The sequence below is a fragment of the Massilia horti genome, assembly GCF_004614195.1.
Lineage (GTDB): Bacteria > Pseudomonadota > Gammaproteobacteria > Burkholderiales > Burkholderiaceae_D > Telluria > Telluria horti.
This window is the reverse complement of record NZ_SPUM01000123.1, coordinates 114,393-129,108: the sequence shown is the minus strand read 5'-3', so window position 1 is coordinate 129,108 and position 14,716 is coordinate 114,393. Positions and strand designations below refer to the sequence as shown.

The window sequence follows — 14,716 nt, the reverse complement described above, 5'->3', positions numbered from 1 at the left end:
TATGTAGAACTGCCTGTAGAGTGCTTGCGGACGCGGGTTCAATTCCCGCCGCCTCCACCAACTCGGATTCAAAAACAAAGGGCTCATCGGCTTGCCGATGAGCCCTTTGTTTTTGAGTTAGCGTTAGCGAGGCGGCGGGAATTGAAACCGCGTCCGATACGGACGAGGGGCGAGCTGGGGTTTCGAGCCGCATGCGGCGAGCCAGCGAGCGGCCTTGCGCTTGCAAGCGCAAGGCCTCTTCGATTCGCCCGTTCAAGGGAAATCGCGCAGCGATTTCTTGCCCTCCGCCTCCACCAAATTGGATTCAAAAGCAAAAGGCTCATTGGCCATGCCGATGAGCCTTTTGCTTTTGGATCGGCGCTAGCGAGGCGGAGGGAATCGAATCCTCGTCCGGCACGGACGCGGGGCGAGCTGGGGTTTCGAGCCGCACGCGGCGAGCCAGCGAGCGGCCTTGCGCTTGCAGGCGCAAGGCCTCTCCGATTCGCCCATTCAAGGGAAATCGCGCTGCGATTTCCTGCCTTCCGAATGCAAGGCCAACCGGCTTCTTGCGCTAGATCAATGCTTACCGTCATCCCGCTACTAGATTGAACTTTTACGTTCAATCCAGTCGGGAGGGCTAGGTCATGGAAGTCATCGGATGGATTCGCGAAGGGGATAAGGCAGCGTGCGGCGGCACGGTGGTTGAGGGCGACCAGAACTGCCATAGCGACGGGCGGGCCTACGCGTTCGAAGGTGCGAGAATGGCCTGCCCGAAAAACTGCGTAATTGCCGAGGGATACGAGTTTCGCACGGTCACTAATGGTTGCAACCAAGTCCTTCACGGCATGAAGACGAGCGGTGGCTGCCCTCTTCTTTCGACTATCAATGACTTCGACGGCCTATTCAATGAGAGCGGCGAAGAGGTGCCTATCCGATTCGTGCTGGATGACGCGGGAAAATGGGTCGGCAAGACAAACGATGGCTATGACCATCAATTTTTACTTACCGATGAGAGCACCGGAAATCCGCTTCCTAATCGCTATTACCGCATGACGCTCAATGGCAAGGTTACTGAGGGGAAGAGTGACGCCCATGGAAAAACAGAGAAAGTCACATCAGACGATCCGGCCGAGGTGACCGTCGAGATAATGCCCGAAGGTTACAGCAAGGCCGGGGAATGATTCCCGCAGTCATTGCCGTTACGGTAGCATTGACACTAAAGTCGGACTCAAAGGGGCCAGTCAAGATCGCAGTCAATAAGCCTCGCGGCACGGTCTATTGGGGCGGCGCTGGACTGAATGGGCCTTACATCGCCGACCAAGTTGCAGCGCTCCAGGAAGCTGGGATCAAGCATGTTTGGGTTGGCAAGCGCACTCTTGGCGAAACACCCGACGCTATCCGCGCTGCCATCGAGTTGCGCCATGAAAGAAACCCCGCGGACCGATCTTGGATGGTCGAAGGGATGGAAAAGATATCTGCTGAACAGTTCAACCTGATTGGCTACTCTTACGGCTCATTGATGGCTGCGCAGACCGCACACGTATATGCAAGCAACGGGCATATTGTCGATCACTTGGTTTTGATCGCATCCCCCATTGATGGCGACTTTCTCAACCATCTGCAAGGCAACAAAAACATAAGGAAGATAATAATCATCAATCTCCGGCAATTTGGCGATCCAATATTCGCTGGAATACCCCAATGGCGGCTATTTCTAACGAAATCCAAACTGGAGAAGCAAAACGATGATTCTGGCACCACGCGGGGCATCGGCCACTTCTACTATAGACCGGCCTCCGAAGAAGGGAACGCACGGCGCAGGCAGCTTGCAAGATATCTCTATCAACAGGGTTTGCGATGAAAGCGAACCGTCTGTTCTGGAAACTATTGCTAGCACTTGCGCTCATAGGTAGTGCTGTCATCGTCTTCAATGGTTTGGGTTACTTCTACAGGTTAGCTGAGTGGGGATTCAATGAGCATTGGCATTTTATGTATGTGGCCGGATGGGGATTTCCATTTTTAGCGCATTTCGAAATTATCATTCTGGCGCTGCTTTTGATCGCGCCATTCTGGATATTTGGAAGAACACGCGCACCCGAGCTATATAGAGCTAATCGAAAGCTTGTTAATTCACTTGTCGCGTTTGGGTTGTTACTTCTTTTACTCGCGCTAATCCTTGAATCATGGCTAGCAAAAACTTACCCATAAGCAAACCGGCTACCGAGCGCGACAGTCGGTTCACTGGCTCCACTTCAAGATGCTAACAATCGTTTTGCTGCCAGGAAGGGTTGGGGTATGAGGAACTTGAGAAAATAGCGCGACGGTCGCTACCGCGACGCGGCAACTTTCTTATTCTTGGCATCGGCTTGCCGATGGGCCCTTTTTTTTGAGTAACGCTGGCGAAGCGGCGGGAATTGAAGCCGCGTCCGGCACGGACGCGGGGCGAGCTGGGGTTTCGAGCCGCACGCGGCGAGCCAGCGAGCGGCCTTGCGCAAGCGCAACGGGCTCCGATTTGGCCTACTACCATCATCTAAAAAAGGATGAGGCGTGCTTGCAACGACGAGTGCTTTCAGAGCTCGACACTCTTTTGCGTATGTCCGAAAATAAATGCCCCCGCCGACCTGAATGCTGCGCTCGCTGGGCTGCGGGCTGGCGATCGCCCTGATCGATGCCGAGGAGAACCCGGGGCCCCATGAGCTGATCGCGCTCGCCACTTTCAACACCCCCGGGCGTCATTCAAATATTGCGGGGTGCCTGCAGACCTGCGACCATTTCTAGCCGAGGAGATCTGGCACAACAACAATAAGAAGGTCCAACTTATGAAAGTACTTACCTACCGCCTGCTCAAGAACAGCTCCGCATATCACAAGGACCTTGCAGTACTCCGAGAAGTGCTCACAGAACTTCAGGAGTATTACAACCACACTAGCCTGCAGCTGCGGGTCCGTCCGTTCTATACAGATGTCGAAGTGCACGGGTCCGAACAAATGCTCGCGCACTTCAAGCTGTGCTGCTGCCCGCTGATTCCCTACTGAGCACTCTACCGTTCCCCGTGCGGGGAGAATGAATGTCCTGATGCGCCGGCCTATTCCGGCGCTTGGCGCAATTTGCTCTGCTTCGAGGCCAGGCCTGGAGCCGAGGTAGTTGTTGCAGGTGCGAACTCCTACTTATCGATGCCTTGCGGCGAGTACAGTGCTAGAGAGCACACGACGCACAATCGAAGAAAAAAGTTGAATTGCGCAGCCTGATCTATATCCATCCTCACCGTTCAGCGAGTAAGCATCATATGAGGGTTCAGCATGATAGCCAGATCGACTGAGTGCGGTACTCAAGGGATGCTGACCAACAATAGGAAAGAAGGGAAGCCCTCAGCCGGACAATTTTCGAAAGGAGAACCTCCATGCATAAGCGACGCGTTATCCTGCTCTCACTATCCGCGGCCGCCACGGCATCTGCCGTCGGTCTGCCGCTGAGTGCCTTTGCAGCCCTGCAAAAGCTCGATGTGAAGGACCCACAAGCGGTCAGCTTAGGGTATACCGAAGACAGCACAACGGTCGATAAAAAGAAGTTTCCAAAGCATCAAAATTCGCAAGTCTGCAGCGGCTGTCAGTTCTACCAGACGGCACAAGAGCAAAACGGCTTTGCCCCCTGCACCATATTCGGCGGCAAGGCAGTTGCCGCCAAAGGCTGGTGTAATTCGTACGTCAAAAAGGCATAAGAACCGTACCCGGTCGCGCACGTGCGCGGGCGATGCAAATCGCGCCGCGATTTCTTGCCTTGCGCCGCCATCAACTCGTAGTCAAAAGCAAAGGGCCTATCGGCTATGCCGACCGGCCCTTTGGTTTTGAGTTCTACGTCCACCAAGGCCCAACTGGGTCCGGCGAATTCCTCATCCATTGTGATATTTGAGACTTCAATATCCAATCCTTCGCTGCTTTCGGTAAATCCTTCGAAAGGGCTTTAGATAGCTCCCGAGCTTCGTGTTCGGCCAAAAGCGCCGGGCAAACGCATTGCGCATTCATCTACGATCTGCCACTATTCAACCAATACTTGATGTGCAAAAGCAGGATCCATCGTATCGGGAACAGTCTCCACATTCTCGACGGGGCTATGGGTTCGGGTTGATGTCAAGCACGGAAGTTGCTTGCTGTATCCGTACCGCCTATCCCTAAAGGTTTTTTCGATTTTATGTTCGGGCCCGGTTCCATAATCTGCAAAATGAAAATACAAACAATATCCTCTATACCTGGAGAATGCCTCATGCGTTCTGCTGTAGTTGTCTTCCTGTTTAGCATGCTCGTCGCATGCGGCGGCGGAAGCTCGCGCGACGCGCAAGCTCCAGCCACCCCCAATCCGCCACCCGTGTTTAAGACGGAGCTGTCCCTGATAGCTGGCAATATCGGTGGCCCGGGCGACCTCGATGGGATTGGGATGGATGCACGCTTTTATGCACCAGGAAGGATGGCAGCGGACATGGCGGGAAACCTCTACGTTGCCGATCGCTGCACCGTGCGGAAAATCGCGCCTGGCGCCGTGGTTACGACATTGGCGGGGAATCCTAACAGCTGTGCAACACGCGATGGCAAAGGCAATACTGCGGGCTTTGGATTGATTAACGCCCTGGGCGTTGCTCCAGATGGAGCAGTGTATGTGGCTCATTCAGATTCCAGCGGCGCCACTATACATTCAATCATCCGTAGAATTTCTAAGGATGGCACTGTCACGACACTTGCCGGCATGCAGAGTGGTATGGAACCGGCGGCGGAGTTCGGGTACATCGCGGGACTGGCGCTGGACAGGGAAGGCAATATATATGTCACGGACGAAAAAAGTCCGAGCACTGCCATACGCAAGATTACGCCATCAGGAGTGGTAACTACGGTGGCCAATCTTGCTGGAACATTATTTGAACATCTTGCAATCGATTCAGCCGGAGATTTGTTCGTTCAAAATTGGATCAGGAATGAAATCATCAAGATCGGAAGGGATGGCACGCAGACCATAGTTCCGTTTCCCATAAACACGAGTCAGAATGAGAGTGTAGTAAGTTTCGCAGTCGATGCGCAAAACAATCTGTTTGCGTTGCTCGTTCTCAGCACCACGGCACGCATCGTCAAGTTAGAGACCGTTACCGGGTCAGTCTCCACCATCGTCCAAATCTCTGGCACGACAACCGACCCCCTGGGCGCGTTGAGCGATGTTAAAGCTATCGCAATCGGTTCTGACGGTAATGTATTTGTATCAGCTTCCCCGCGCTACGTCATTCGAAAGATCACACCGGAGGGCACGATTGCCACTTACGCCGGGGCGGAAGCTCCCTCCGAACCTAAGGATGGTATCGGTTCTGCTGCTTCCTTCGGCGTTCCGAACCTTTATGCCGGGATTGGAAGCGACGCGGCGGGAAACCTGTATGTCACCGACACGGCGAGTGTTCGCAGGATCAGTCCGTCTGGAAACGTCGTCACCATTGCAGGTGATACTGCACGTAACCCTACAAGAGCCGTCATCAATGGCAAGGGGATTGAAGCGAGATTTAGCAATCCCGCCGGAATTACAATCGACATGGCGGGCAATGTTTACGTCGCCGACGGGACGTATAGCTTCTCCCTTTATCCTCGCCCCAGTAGTATCGACAACGCGAGCATCCGGAAGATATCACCCACTGGGGAAGTCGGCACCTTTGCGGGATCGGTCCTGAGTGGGTATGTAGACGGCAACGGCGAGGTGGCACGGTTCTTCCGCCCACAGGGCATTGTCGCGGACCGGACAGGTAATCTGTACGTAGTCGATAGTGGCAATTGCATGATCCGGAAAATTACGCCAAACGGTACAGTCACCACATTTGCTGGAATGCCCTGTGTCTCCGGGCAGGGTGCGAGCCAGGACGGTGTTGGCACCGGGGCACGATTCGCGGCGCCCGCTGGCATCGCGATTGATCCGTCCGGCAATCTCTATGTGACCGATTTCGACGCGGATGCCTTAAGTATTCGGAAGATTACTCCAACCGGTGTGGTCTCAACATTGGCTCGCGGCGCGTACGGCAATGCGTCTGATCCTGGCGCGCCGATACAGTTCGGACAGTTCGGCAGCGGAAACATTGCGGCCGACGCAGCGGGGAATATCTATCTGGCAGACACACCCAACCACAGCATTCGCAGGATTGGCCAGGATGGCGTTGTCACCACTATCGTGGGCAGTTCAGCGTCAGCGGGAATCCGCCTGGGCACCTCGCCCAGCTTGTATCGCCCGTTTTCCCTTGCTTTCCTGGCACCGGATGTTCTGGCGATCAGAACGGAGACGAGTGTGCTGAAGCTGACCCTGACTCGCCAATGAGAATAGCTCTTCCTTGGTGGCTTGGTCCCTTGCGCTGCCGCCATCAAGTGTAGGAAGTGCCGATCACGATCTCCTTCGAACCATAGCCCGCCCTACGCCGTCGGCCCCGGATCCGTCCCCGGCGGCATCATCAACTCTTTGAGCAGGGCCTGGTTAAAGGCTGGCAGATCATCAGGATTCCGGCTGGTGATCAGCTTATCGTCGACAACGACCGGATCATCGGTCCATTCAGCGCCAGCATTCAGAAGATCACGCCGCAGCGACGGCCAACTGGTCAGGTGCTTTGCCTGCGCAACGCCGGCATCGATGAGGGTCCACGGCCCGTGGCAGATTGCCGCGATCGGTTTTTCCTTCTCTTCCTCGCCGAACGCACGGATGAAATCGATAGCCTCACGGCTCAACCGCAGCTGATCCGGATTGGCCACTCCCCCCGGCAGCACCAGCGCATCGAAATCCACGGTTCGCGCGTCGCGCACATTCAATTCGACCTTGAACTTGTCGCCTGGCATCAAGTGATTGAATGCCTGAACTTCCTCACCTACATTTTTCGGCGAAAGCAGCGTGACCTTCACCCCGTGCTGCTCCAGGAAGGCGCGCGGTTCCGTGTACTCGACCTGTTCCACGCCATCCGTCATCAGGATCGCGACACAGCATCCCTGCAACGTCTGGCCAGTACTTTCCTCGTCCATGCGACCTCCTCGGTACTGCTTCAGTGGTAAGCTCACTCCACCCGATTTTAGGGCTGTGATTGAAACGACGGCGCGCGCGTCAAGCTATCCAAGGAGGCACCAAGCAGTCGGTCAGGCAGCGCCAGCCGCAGCTGTCCGTTGCGCGGTGAGCTCACGCAGGACGGCTTGATTGAACTCCGGGATATCGTCCGGCTTACGGCTCGTGATCAATTTTCCGTCGACCACCACCTGTTCGTCGGACCACTGCGCACCCGCGTTGCGCAGGTCGACCTGCAGGCTCGGCCAGCTTGTCATGTGCTTGCCCTTCACCAAATCCGCATCGATCAGCGTCCAGGGGCCATGGCAGATGGCAGCGATCGTCTTGTTCTCGCGGCCGAATTCGTGAATGAAGGTGATCGCTTCCGCGTTCAGGCGCAGCAGGTCCGGGTTGGCGACGCCTCCGGGGAGAACCAGTGCGTCAAAGTCGGCCGGGCGGGCGTCCCGTACGTCCATCTCCACTTTGAATTTGTCGGCCGGCGTATGGTGATTGAAACCCTGAATTTCGTCGTCCACGCTTTTAGGTGACACCAATGTCACCTTGGCGCCGTGCTGCTCCAGAAAGGTGCGCGGGCCAGTGTATTCCACTTGTTCCACGCCGTCCGTCAGCAGCATGGCGATGCGTTTGCCCTGCAAGGACTGGCCAGTGCTTTGATCCATGTGACCTCCTCGGTGCTCGGAAACGTTGTTTGAGGTGAGCATCGATTTTAGGAGGGCTTGCGCCGCGGTGGCGCGCGTGTCGCGGGCCAAGTTGCCGCAGCAGGCAATGACGAACCCAGTGGATGACCACGCGTCCCGGCACAGGTCAATGCCGACGCAATGCCAGCGACGACCGCGTGCGCACAGGTGCGCACCCTACGGGAACCCAGCGGCCGCAACGCTTATTTGATACCGAGGACACGCATTCTGTTGCGCAGCCGTCGCACCTCGTCCGTCAGGTCGACCACCAGCGCCGCGATCTGCTCGTCGGCATCGAAGGCGCGCTCGATACGCAGCAGGCGCCGTGCGCGGTCCAGGTCGCTGCTGCGAAAGCGCAGGCTCGTCACCTGCACCGTCGGCTCGCCGCCCAGCACGCCAGCTTGCACGTGGCGCACCACCCAGTCGGGTTCTACGTCGCAGGCCCGCGCCAGCTCTTCCAGGCTCAGGGCCATGTCGTCGAGCAGCACGCCGGTCAGGGTTTGTGGTTGTTGCATCGTTCACGCTCCCATGCGTTCGCGCGGGTTGAAGTTAAGCTCGCGCGCCAGTTGTTCGTACAGTTCCTTGGCGCGCGGCGTGTCGGCGGGCGGCAGCACCACTTCGAGCATCAGGTACAGGTCGCCCGCCTGCACGGCCGGAATGCCCCGCCCCTTCAGGCGCAGCTTGCGCCCGCTTTGCGATCCGGATGGCACCGACACTTCCACCGTGCCCGAGGGCGTTGGCACCGAAATCCTGGCGCCAAGCGCCGCTTCCCACGGCGCTACCGGCACCGTCTCGTACACGTCCGTGCCTTCGACGCGGTAGCGCGGGTCTTCCTTGAACTGGATTTCGAGGTAAAGGTCGCCCTGCGGACCGCCGCCGATCCCCGGCTGGCCCTGCCCCGCCAGCCGCAATTGCTGGCCCGGCGTGACGCCCTTGGGAATGTTCACGCTCAGGGTCTTTTCCTGCATCGTCACCCGGCCTTGCTGGTCGTGCGCGGGCACGCGGAGGGACACCATGCGCGTGGTGCCGGTGTAGGCGTCGCGCAGCTCGATGGTGATCGCGGCATGGATGTCTTCCCCGCGCATCTGGAATCCCGCGCCGCCAGGGCCGGCGCCTGCCCGGCCGCGCCGCCCCATCTGGGCGAACAGGTCGGCGAAGAAATCATCCGCGCCGGCACCCGAATAGTCGTATTGCGCGCCCCAGTCCGGCGGCGGACGGAATCCCTCTCCCGTGTACTGGCCGCGGCGGCCCAGCTCGTCGTAGGCGGCGCGCTTTTCGACATCGCCCAGCACGCCGTAGGCCTCGTTGATTTCCTTGGTCTTTTCGTCCGCGTCCTTGTGCTTGCTGACATCGGGATGGTACTTGCGCACCAGCTTGCGATACGCCTTTTTGATGTCTTCCGCGGACGCGTTTTTTTCTACCCCCAAAATCTTGTAGTAGTCCTTGTACTCCACGCGCGCCTCCGCCGATGGTTTTCATCATCGTAACGCGCTGCCCAAGTGGACAGCGCACGCTTCCCTTGCGCCGTGCGTGTTGCAGTTCAGCTACCAGACGTTGCACACATTCTTCTTTTTTTATCAATACATCGCAAAGCAATGCTAAATTTATAACGCCAGCAAATTTCTCACGAGAAGGAAATCGGACATGAACAAATGGGTAAAACGGACCAGCATCGGGCTTGCCACGCTGGCCCTGGTTGGGGTGGTCACTGCCGTCGTCGGCAACAAGATGGGCGAGCAGAAAATGGCGCGCACCATCGCGCTGACGGTCGCGCCGGTTGAGGTCATCTCCGACGCGCAGCACATCGAACGCGGGCGTTACCTGTTCAACACCCGCGGCTGCGCCGAATGCCATGGCGCCAACGGCGCCGGCAAGACGGTGATGAAGGATGGCGGCATGCTGGTGGTGGCGCCCAATATCACCACCGGCGCCAACAGCGTCACCACCGGCTACAAGACGGTCGACTGGGTCCGCACGCTGCGCCACGGCGTCAAGCCGAACGGCAACCCGGTCATGATCATGCCCAGCGAGGACTTCAACCGCCTCACCGACGATGACACGGCCGCGCTGATCGCCTACGTGCTGCAGATGCCTGCGCTGCCGGGCAAGAGCGCCGTGATCCAGGTGCCGGTGCCGGTCAAGGTGCTGTATGCGTTTGGCGTGATCAAGGATGCGTCCGAGAAAATTGATCACAATCTGCCGCCTGCCAAGGCGGTCGAAGCCGGCGTAACGCCTGAACATGGCGCGTATGTGGCCAATGCGTGCATCGGCTGCCATGGCGAACATCTGTCCGGCGGCAAGATTCCAGGCGGTCCCCCGACTTGGCCGGCGGCCGCCAACCTCACGCCCGGCAAGGGCAGCGCGATGACCCGCTATCCGACGCCGGAAATTTTCATGGCGATGCTGCGCAGCGGACATCGTCCAGACGGCACCGCTGTCAGCCAGGTGATGCCATTCGGTTCGCTTGGCCAGATGACCGACACCGACCTGCGCGCCCTGCACGCCTACCTGCTGACCGTGCCGGCACGCGATGCCGGGCAACGGTAGCCGACAACCGGGGTCAGCGGCTAGAGCGCTGATCCCGACTTTCTGCCCCTCAATCAAATCCTTCGCGCAGGGGTAACAATTACTCAGTAAAATTCCGGGTTTCCCCCGAGACCCGGTCTTATGCACTCCACCGCCACCCTGCCCCGCTCCCCGACCCCGCTGCGCGCCGAAGTCACCACTTTATGGAAGCTGTCCTGGCCGATGCTCGTCGGCCAGCTGGCGACCGTCGGCATGGGCGTGGCGGACGTGGCGATGACCGGCCACGTCAGCGCGGCCGAGCTCGCGGCGGTGTCGCTCGGCGCATCGGTGTGGTCGATCGTGCTCGTGACCGTGATGGGGGTCATGATGGCGATTAACTCGGTGGTCGCGCACGAGATGGGCGCCGGCCGCTTCGACAAGATCTCACACACTGTACGGGAAGGGCTGTGGATGGGCTTGCTGGTCGGGCTCGTGGGCTGCCTCGCCGTCAACCTGTGCTCGCTGCTGTTCTACCACATCGGTCTGGAGCAGGACGTGGCCGACCGCGCCTCCACCTTCCTGCACGTGATCAGCCTGGGCATGCCGGCCTTCGGCTGCTTCCGCGCACTGTACGGTTACACCACCAGCATCAACCAGACCAAGCCGATCATGGTGATCGCGCTGCTCGGCCTGCTGTACAACATCGTGCTCAACGCGCTGCTGGTGTTCGGCCATTTCGGCCTGCCCAAACTGGGCGCGATCGGCTGCGCGGTGTCGACCGCGAGCGGCGTGTGGCTGATGCTGGCCGCGATGCTCCTCTGGATCAAGATATCGCCCGCCTATAGCATGACCTACCCGTTCACCCGCTGGGAGTGGCCGAACTGGACCGAGATCGGCAGCATGCTGCGGCTGGGCATTCCGATCGGTGTGACCCATTTCGCGGAAGTGAGCGCGTTTGGCCTGGTCAGCCTGCTGGTGGCGCGCTTTGGCGTGGTGGAGGTGTCGGCGCACCAGATCGCGCTCAACTTCACCTCGCTGGTGTTCATGGTGCCGCTCAGCTTTGGCATCGGCGCGCTGACCCGCGTCGGCCAGGCGATGGGCGAAGGCAATCCCGAGCGGGCGCGCTTCGTGGCCTGGGTCGGCGTGGGGATGTGCGTGACGTTCGCGTTTGTCTCGGCCGCCTGCATTGCGCTGTTCCGCTGGCAGATCGCCCAGATCTACACCTCCGACGTCACGGTGCAGGCGACCTGCGTGGTCCTGCTGCTGTTCGCGGCATTGTTCCAGCTGTCCGACGCGACCCAGGTCGCGGCCGCATCGGCGATCCGCGGCTACAAGGTCACGCGCTCGCCGATGGTGATCCAGATGGTCGCGTTCTGGGGCGTGGCGCTGCCGGTCGGCTGGGTCCTGGGGTTGGCGCCGCAGTGGTTTCCGTGGGCGCCGAGCAAACCGATGGCGGCGACGGGCTTCTGGATCGGGCTGGTGCTGGGGCTGACGGTGGCGGCGGTGCTGCTGGCGTGGTCGCTGCACAGGCTGGCCACGCAGCGGGTACGGGAAGCGCGGGCGTAGGCGCGATATCGGCTGCGGCGACATTTCCATTGTAGGGGGCGCGCGGCCGGCGAGGACCTGTGCGCACGCGGTACGTTCGCATACCGTTGGCTTATTCAACTCCAACACTGCGCTAACGTCCGCGTGCGCACAGGTGCGCACCCTACGCCTCCTGCAAGCCGTGCGGTAAATGCTTCCACCGCGATATTTACAGCGTTTCCCCCGCCAGTCTGGTATCTTCTCGAACCTTCCTCAAAATAATTTTCATCGAGACATTTCATGCGCCTTCTTCTTTGCCTAGTAGCCGCCCTCGCCGCCGTTCCCGCATCCGCGGAACGCCTGACGCTGGACCGCATCCACGCCGATCCGGCGCTGGCGGGCCCGGGCGTGCGCGCGCTGCGCGTGTCGCCCGACGGCGAGCGCGTCACGTTCCTGCGCGGTCGCCCCGACAACCAGTTCCAGCTCGACCTGTGGGAATTCAACATGAAGGACAAGACCACGCACCGCCTGGTCGACTCCAAGCAGCTGGTCCCGAACGAAAACCTGTCGCTCGAAGAAAAGGCGCGCCGCGAACGCGCCCGTACCGCGAGCCTGTCGGGCATCCTGAGCTACAGCTGGGCGCCCAGCGGCAAGCAACTACTGGTGCCGATCGCCGGCGACCTGTACCTGGTCGATGTCGCCAAGCCGGACGCCGCGCGCAAGGTCGCTTCGGGCAATGTGCTCGATCCGAAGATTTCGCCCAAGGGCCGCTATGTCTCGTACGTGCGCGACCAGAACCTGTACGTGCTCGACCTGTCGACCGGCCAGGAGCGCCAGCTCACCACTGACGGCAAGGGCACGATCCACAACGGCGAAGCCGAATTCGTGGCGCAGGAGGAAATGAGCCAGACCACCGGCTACTACTGGGCGCCGGACGATTCGGCGATTGCCTACAAGCGCTACGACGAGTCGCCGGTGCCAGTCGCGCGCCGCTTCGAAATCTTTGCCGACCGCACCGAAGTGGTCGAGCAGCGCTACCCCGCCGCCGGCGACCCGAACGTGCTGGTCGACCTGATGATCGTCTCGCCCGTCACCGGCGAACAGAAGAAAGTCGACCTCGGCCCGGAAAAAGACATCTACCTGGTGCGCGCCGACTGGAGCGCCGACAGCAAGACCCTGGTCTACCAGCGCCAGTCGCGCGACCAGAAGACCCTCGACCTGATCGCCGTCGATGCCGCCACGCTGGCGCAGAAAACGCTGCTGACCGAAACGTCGCCAACCTGGGTCAGCATCCATAACGACCTGCGCTTCCTGAAGAACCGCAACGCCTTCATCTGGGCCTCCGAGCGCACTGGCCGCAACCATCTGTACCTGTACGACATGAGCGGCAAGCTGCTGCACCCGCTGTCGAAAGGTGAATGGGGCATCGACAACATCCTCGCCGTCGACGAAAAGGCCGGCAAGGTCTACGTAGCGTCGAACAAGGACGCGGTGATCGACAAGCAGGCGTACGCACTCAACCTGGACGGCCGCAATGCCGACAAGCCGGTGCGTATCACCAAGGCCGACGGCTGGCACGAGAACACGTTCGCGCAGAACGGCGCGATTTTCGTCGACACCTATTCCGATCCAAATACGCCGCCACAGGTGTCGATCCGCCGCGCCGACGGTTCGATGGTCGAATGGCTCGAACATAACGAGCTGAGCGAAAACCACCCGTACGCCAAGTACCTGCCGGATCACCTGACGCCCGAGTACGGCACGATCAAGGCCAAGGATGGCCAGACGCTGTACTACTCGATCATCAAGCCGGCCAACTTCGACCCGGCCAAGCGCTATCCCGTGTTCCTGTTCACCTACGGCGGCCCGCACTCGCAGCGCGTGACCCGTCAATGGGGCAACTACTTTGACCAGTACATGGCACAGCAAGGCTTCGTGGTGTTCCGCCTGGACAACCGTGGCTCGTCGCGCCGGGAACGGGCATTCACCGACGTCATCTATGGCAACCTGGGCCAGCACGAAGTCGAGGACCAGCTCACCGGCGTCGACTGGCTGGCGCAGCAAAGCTTTGTCGATCCCAAGCGCATCGGCGTGTTCGGCTGGAGCTACGGCGGCTTCATGACGCTGCGCCTGCTCGAAGCGGGATCGGACAAGATCGCGATGGGCGTGTCGGTGGCGCCGGTGACCGACTGGGCACTGTACGACACCCACTACACCGAGCAGTTCGTTGGCGGTACGCCGAAACAGGTGCCGCAAGCGTACCAGCAGAGCGGCGTGTTCGCGCACCTGGACGGGCTGAAGTCGCCGCTGCTGCTGGTGCACGGCATGGCGGATGACAACGTGCTGTTCACCAACACTACGCGCCTGATCGACGCGCTGGTCAACCGCAACGTGAAGTTCGAACTGATGACCTATCCGGGCGCCAAGCACGGCATCTCGTCGCGTGCCGGGCAACGCCACGTGTACGGGCTGATCGAAGCATTCTTCAAGAAGAATCTGGGCGGGACGGAGCCGAAGTAAGCCGGACTGAACGCCGCGTCTGTCTGGAACAGCCGCGAATGGGTTTCGTAGGGTGGGCGGGTTTCCCGCCCACGCGTTCAACGAAAATGGAACCTGTTCGGACATTGCCGATTATCGCTGAACGCGTGGGCAGGAGACCTGCCCACCCTACGCCCACCGCCAACGGTGATAGCGCGAAAAAAAACAGCCGCGGCAACACCGCGGCTGTTTTTTTATGCTGCGCCGGCCCTAGCGGTCAGCAATTGCCTTTGAAGGTGTCTTTCACGTCTTGCTTCAAGTCACCAGCCTTTTCCTGCAGCTTGCCTTCCACCTGCTTGGACTGGCCCTTGACTTCCTGCTGGCGGCTGCCGACAACTTCACCGACTTTTTCCTGAACCTTGCCAGCAATATCTTTGGCCTTGCCTTTGATTTGGTCCGAGTTCATTTCGGGTACCTCCTGTTTCGTTGAAACG

Annotated in this window: 15 protein-coding genes and 1 other RNA gene; 11 read left to right on the top strand and 5 right to left on the bottom strand. The window is 59.6% G+C overall.

The features are described 5' to 3' along the window. The 8 genes from ssrA to E4O92_RS18885 form a co-directional block, all read left to right on the top strand. Positions 1 to 60: a transfer-messenger RNA gene (ssrA, locus tag E4O92_RS18915) on the top strand; the annotation flags it as partial. Positions 61 to 623: 563 nt separating this feature from the next. Further along, on the top strand, positions 624 to 1,160 hold the full coding sequence (locus E4O92_RS18910) for a PAAR domain-containing protein (protein ID WP_135191199.1): 537 nt from the start codon (positions 624 to 626) through the stop codon (positions 1,158 to 1,160). Beyond that, complete coding sequence (locus E4O92_RS18905; protein ID WP_135191198.1) at positions 1,157 to 1,840, top strand: alpha/beta fold hydrolase; 684 nt, start codon at positions 1,157 to 1,159, stop codon at positions 1,838 to 1,840. The genes E4O92_RS18910 and E4O92_RS18905 overlap by 4 nt, the downstream gene beginning before the upstream one ends. After that, positions 1,837 to 2,187 (top strand): hypothetical protein, encoded by a 351-nt coding sequence (locus E4O92_RS18900; protein WP_135191197.1) that lies wholly within the window; start codon positions 1,837 to 1,839, stop codon positions 2,185 to 2,187. The genes E4O92_RS18905 and E4O92_RS18900 overlap by 4 nt, the downstream gene beginning before the upstream one ends. A 417-nt stretch (positions 2,188 to 2,604) precedes the next feature. Then, on the top strand, positions 2,605 to 2,757 hold the full coding sequence (locus E4O92_RS24915; RefSeq protein ID WP_167759829.1) for a hypothetical protein: 153 nt from the start codon (positions 2,605 to 2,607) through the stop codon (positions 2,755 to 2,757). 41 nt (positions 2,758 to 2,798) lie between these two features. Beyond that, complete coding sequence (locus tag E4O92_RS18895; RefSeq protein WP_135191196.1) at positions 2,799 to 3,014, top strand: hypothetical protein; 216 nt, start codon at positions 2,799 to 2,801, stop codon at positions 3,012 to 3,014. 365 nt (positions 3,015 to 3,379) lie between these two features. Beyond that, positions 3,380 to 3,697, top strand: a complete 318-nt coding sequence (locus E4O92_RS18890; protein ID WP_135191195.1) for a high-potential iron-sulfur protein — start codon at positions 3,380 to 3,382, stop codon at positions 3,695 to 3,697. 422 nt (positions 3,698 to 4,119) lie between these two features. Then, positions 4,120 to 6,312 (top strand): NHL repeat-containing protein, encoded by a 2,193-nt coding sequence (locus tag E4O92_RS18885; protein ID WP_167759828.1) that lies wholly within the window; start codon positions 4,120 to 4,122, stop codon positions 6,310 to 6,312. Positions 6,313 to 6,404: 92 nt separating this feature from the next. Here E4O92_RS18885 and E4O92_RS18880 read toward each other — a convergent pair whose 3' ends face one another. The 4 genes from E4O92_RS18880 to E4O92_RS18865 form a co-directional block, all read right to left on the bottom strand. Next, positions 6,405 to 7,001 carry a type 1 glutamine amidotransferase domain-containing protein gene (locus tag E4O92_RS18880; RefSeq protein ID WP_135191193.1) on the bottom strand — a complete coding sequence of 199 codons (597 nt, stop codon included), beginning with the start codon at positions 6,999 to 7,001 and terminating at the stop codon, positions 6,405 to 6,407. Positions 7,002 to 7,112: 111 nt separating this feature from the next. Continuing rightward, a complete protein-coding gene (locus tag E4O92_RS18875) occupies positions 7,113 to 7,697 on the bottom strand; it encodes a type 1 glutamine amidotransferase domain-containing protein (protein ID WP_135191192.1) in 585 nt (194 codons plus the stop codon). Between the two features lie 221 nt (positions 7,698 to 7,918). Further along, positions 7,919 to 8,230 (bottom strand): chaperone modulator CbpM, encoded by a 312-nt coding sequence (locus E4O92_RS18870; protein WP_135191191.1) that lies wholly within the window; start codon positions 8,228 to 8,230, stop codon positions 7,919 to 7,921. A gap of 3 nt (positions 8,231 to 8,233) precedes the next feature. Further along, positions 8,234 to 9,169 carry a DnaJ C-terminal domain-containing protein gene (locus E4O92_RS18865; RefSeq protein ID WP_135191190.1) on the bottom strand — a complete coding sequence of 312 codons (936 nt, stop codon included), beginning with the start codon at positions 9,167 to 9,169 and terminating at the stop codon, positions 8,234 to 8,236. A gap of 190 nt (positions 9,170 to 9,359) precedes the next feature. Between E4O92_RS18865 and E4O92_RS18860 the strand changes: the two genes are divergently transcribed. The 3 genes from E4O92_RS18860 (at position 9,360) to E4O92_RS18850 (ending at position 14,264) form a co-directional block, all read left to right on the top strand. Beyond that, positions 9,360 to 10,262 carry a c-type cytochrome gene (locus E4O92_RS18860; RefSeq protein WP_135191189.1) on the top strand — a complete coding sequence of 301 codons (903 nt, stop codon included), beginning with the start codon at positions 9,360 to 9,362 and terminating at the stop codon, positions 10,260 to 10,262. Positions 10,263 to 10,382: 120 nt separating this feature from the next. Continuing rightward, a complete protein-coding gene (locus E4O92_RS18855; protein ID WP_135191188.1) occupies positions 10,383 to 11,786 on the top strand; it encodes an MATE family efflux transporter in 1,404 nt (467 codons plus the stop codon). A 258-nt stretch (positions 11,787 to 12,044) separates the two neighbouring features. Continuing rightward, positions 12,045 to 14,264, top strand: a complete 2,220-nt coding sequence (locus E4O92_RS18850; RefSeq protein ID WP_135191187.1) for a S9 family peptidase — start codon at positions 12,045 to 12,047, stop codon at positions 14,262 to 14,264. Between the two features lie 235 nt (positions 14,265 to 14,499). On the opposite strand, the gene E4O92_RS18845 is transcribed toward E4O92_RS18850, so the two are convergent. After that, entirely contained in the window at positions 14,500 to 14,688 is a 189-nt protein-coding gene (locus E4O92_RS18845; protein ID WP_135191186.1) for a CsbD family protein, read from the bottom strand. Between the last annotated feature and the right edge of the window lie 28 nt (positions 14,689 to 14,716).

Excerpts from the sequence above, each read along its gene's own strand:
- E4O92_RS18855 (WP_135191188.1), top strand. The coding sequence starts at position 10,383 with ATGCACTCCACCGCCACCCTGCCCCGCTCCCCGACCCCGCTGCGCGCC.
- E4O92_RS18850 (WP_135191187.1), top strand. The coding sequence starts at position 12,045 with ATGCGCCTTCTTCTTTGCCTAGTAGCCGCCCTCGCCGCCGTTCCCGCA.
- E4O92_RS18910 (WP_135191199.1), top strand. The coding sequence starts at position 624 with ATGGAAGTCATCGGATGGATTCGCGAAGGGGATAAGGCAGCGTGCGGC.
- E4O92_RS18905 (WP_135191198.1), top strand. The coding sequence starts at position 1,157 with ATGATTCCCGCAGTCATTGCCGTTACGGTAGCATTGACACTAAAGTCG.
- E4O92_RS18860 (WP_135191189.1), top strand. The coding sequence starts at position 9,360 with ATGAACAAATGGGTAAAACGGACCAGCATCGGGCTTGCCACGCTGGCC.
- E4O92_RS24915 (WP_167759829.1), top strand. The coding sequence starts at position 2,605 with ATGCTGCGCTCGCTGGGCTGCGGGCTGGCGATCGCCCTGATCGATGCC.
- E4O92_RS18845 (WP_135191186.1), bottom strand. The coding sequence starts at position 14,688 with ATGAACTCGGACCAAATCAAAGGCAAGGCCAAAGATATTGCTGGCAAG.
- E4O92_RS18875 (WP_135191192.1), bottom strand. The coding sequence starts at position 7,697 with ATGGATCAAAGCACTGGCCAGTCCTTGCAGGGCAAACGCATCGCCATG.
- E4O92_RS18880 (WP_135191193.1), bottom strand. The coding sequence starts at position 7,001 with ATGGACGAGGAAAGTACTGGCCAGACGTTGCAGGGATGCTGTGTCGCG.
- E4O92_RS18870 (WP_135191191.1), bottom strand. The coding sequence starts at position 8,230 with ATGCAACAACCACAAACCCTGACCGGCGTGCTGCTCGACGACATGGCC.
- E4O92_RS18890 (WP_135191195.1), top strand. The coding sequence starts at position 3,380 with ATGCATAAGCGACGCGTTATCCTGCTCTCACTATCCGCGGCCGCCACG.
- E4O92_RS18895 (WP_135191196.1), top strand. The coding sequence starts at position 2,799 with ATGAAAGTACTTACCTACCGCCTGCTCAAGAACAGCTCCGCATATCAC.
- E4O92_RS18900 (WP_135191197.1), top strand. The coding sequence starts at position 1,837 with ATGAAAGCGAACCGTCTGTTCTGGAAACTATTGCTAGCACTTGCGCTC.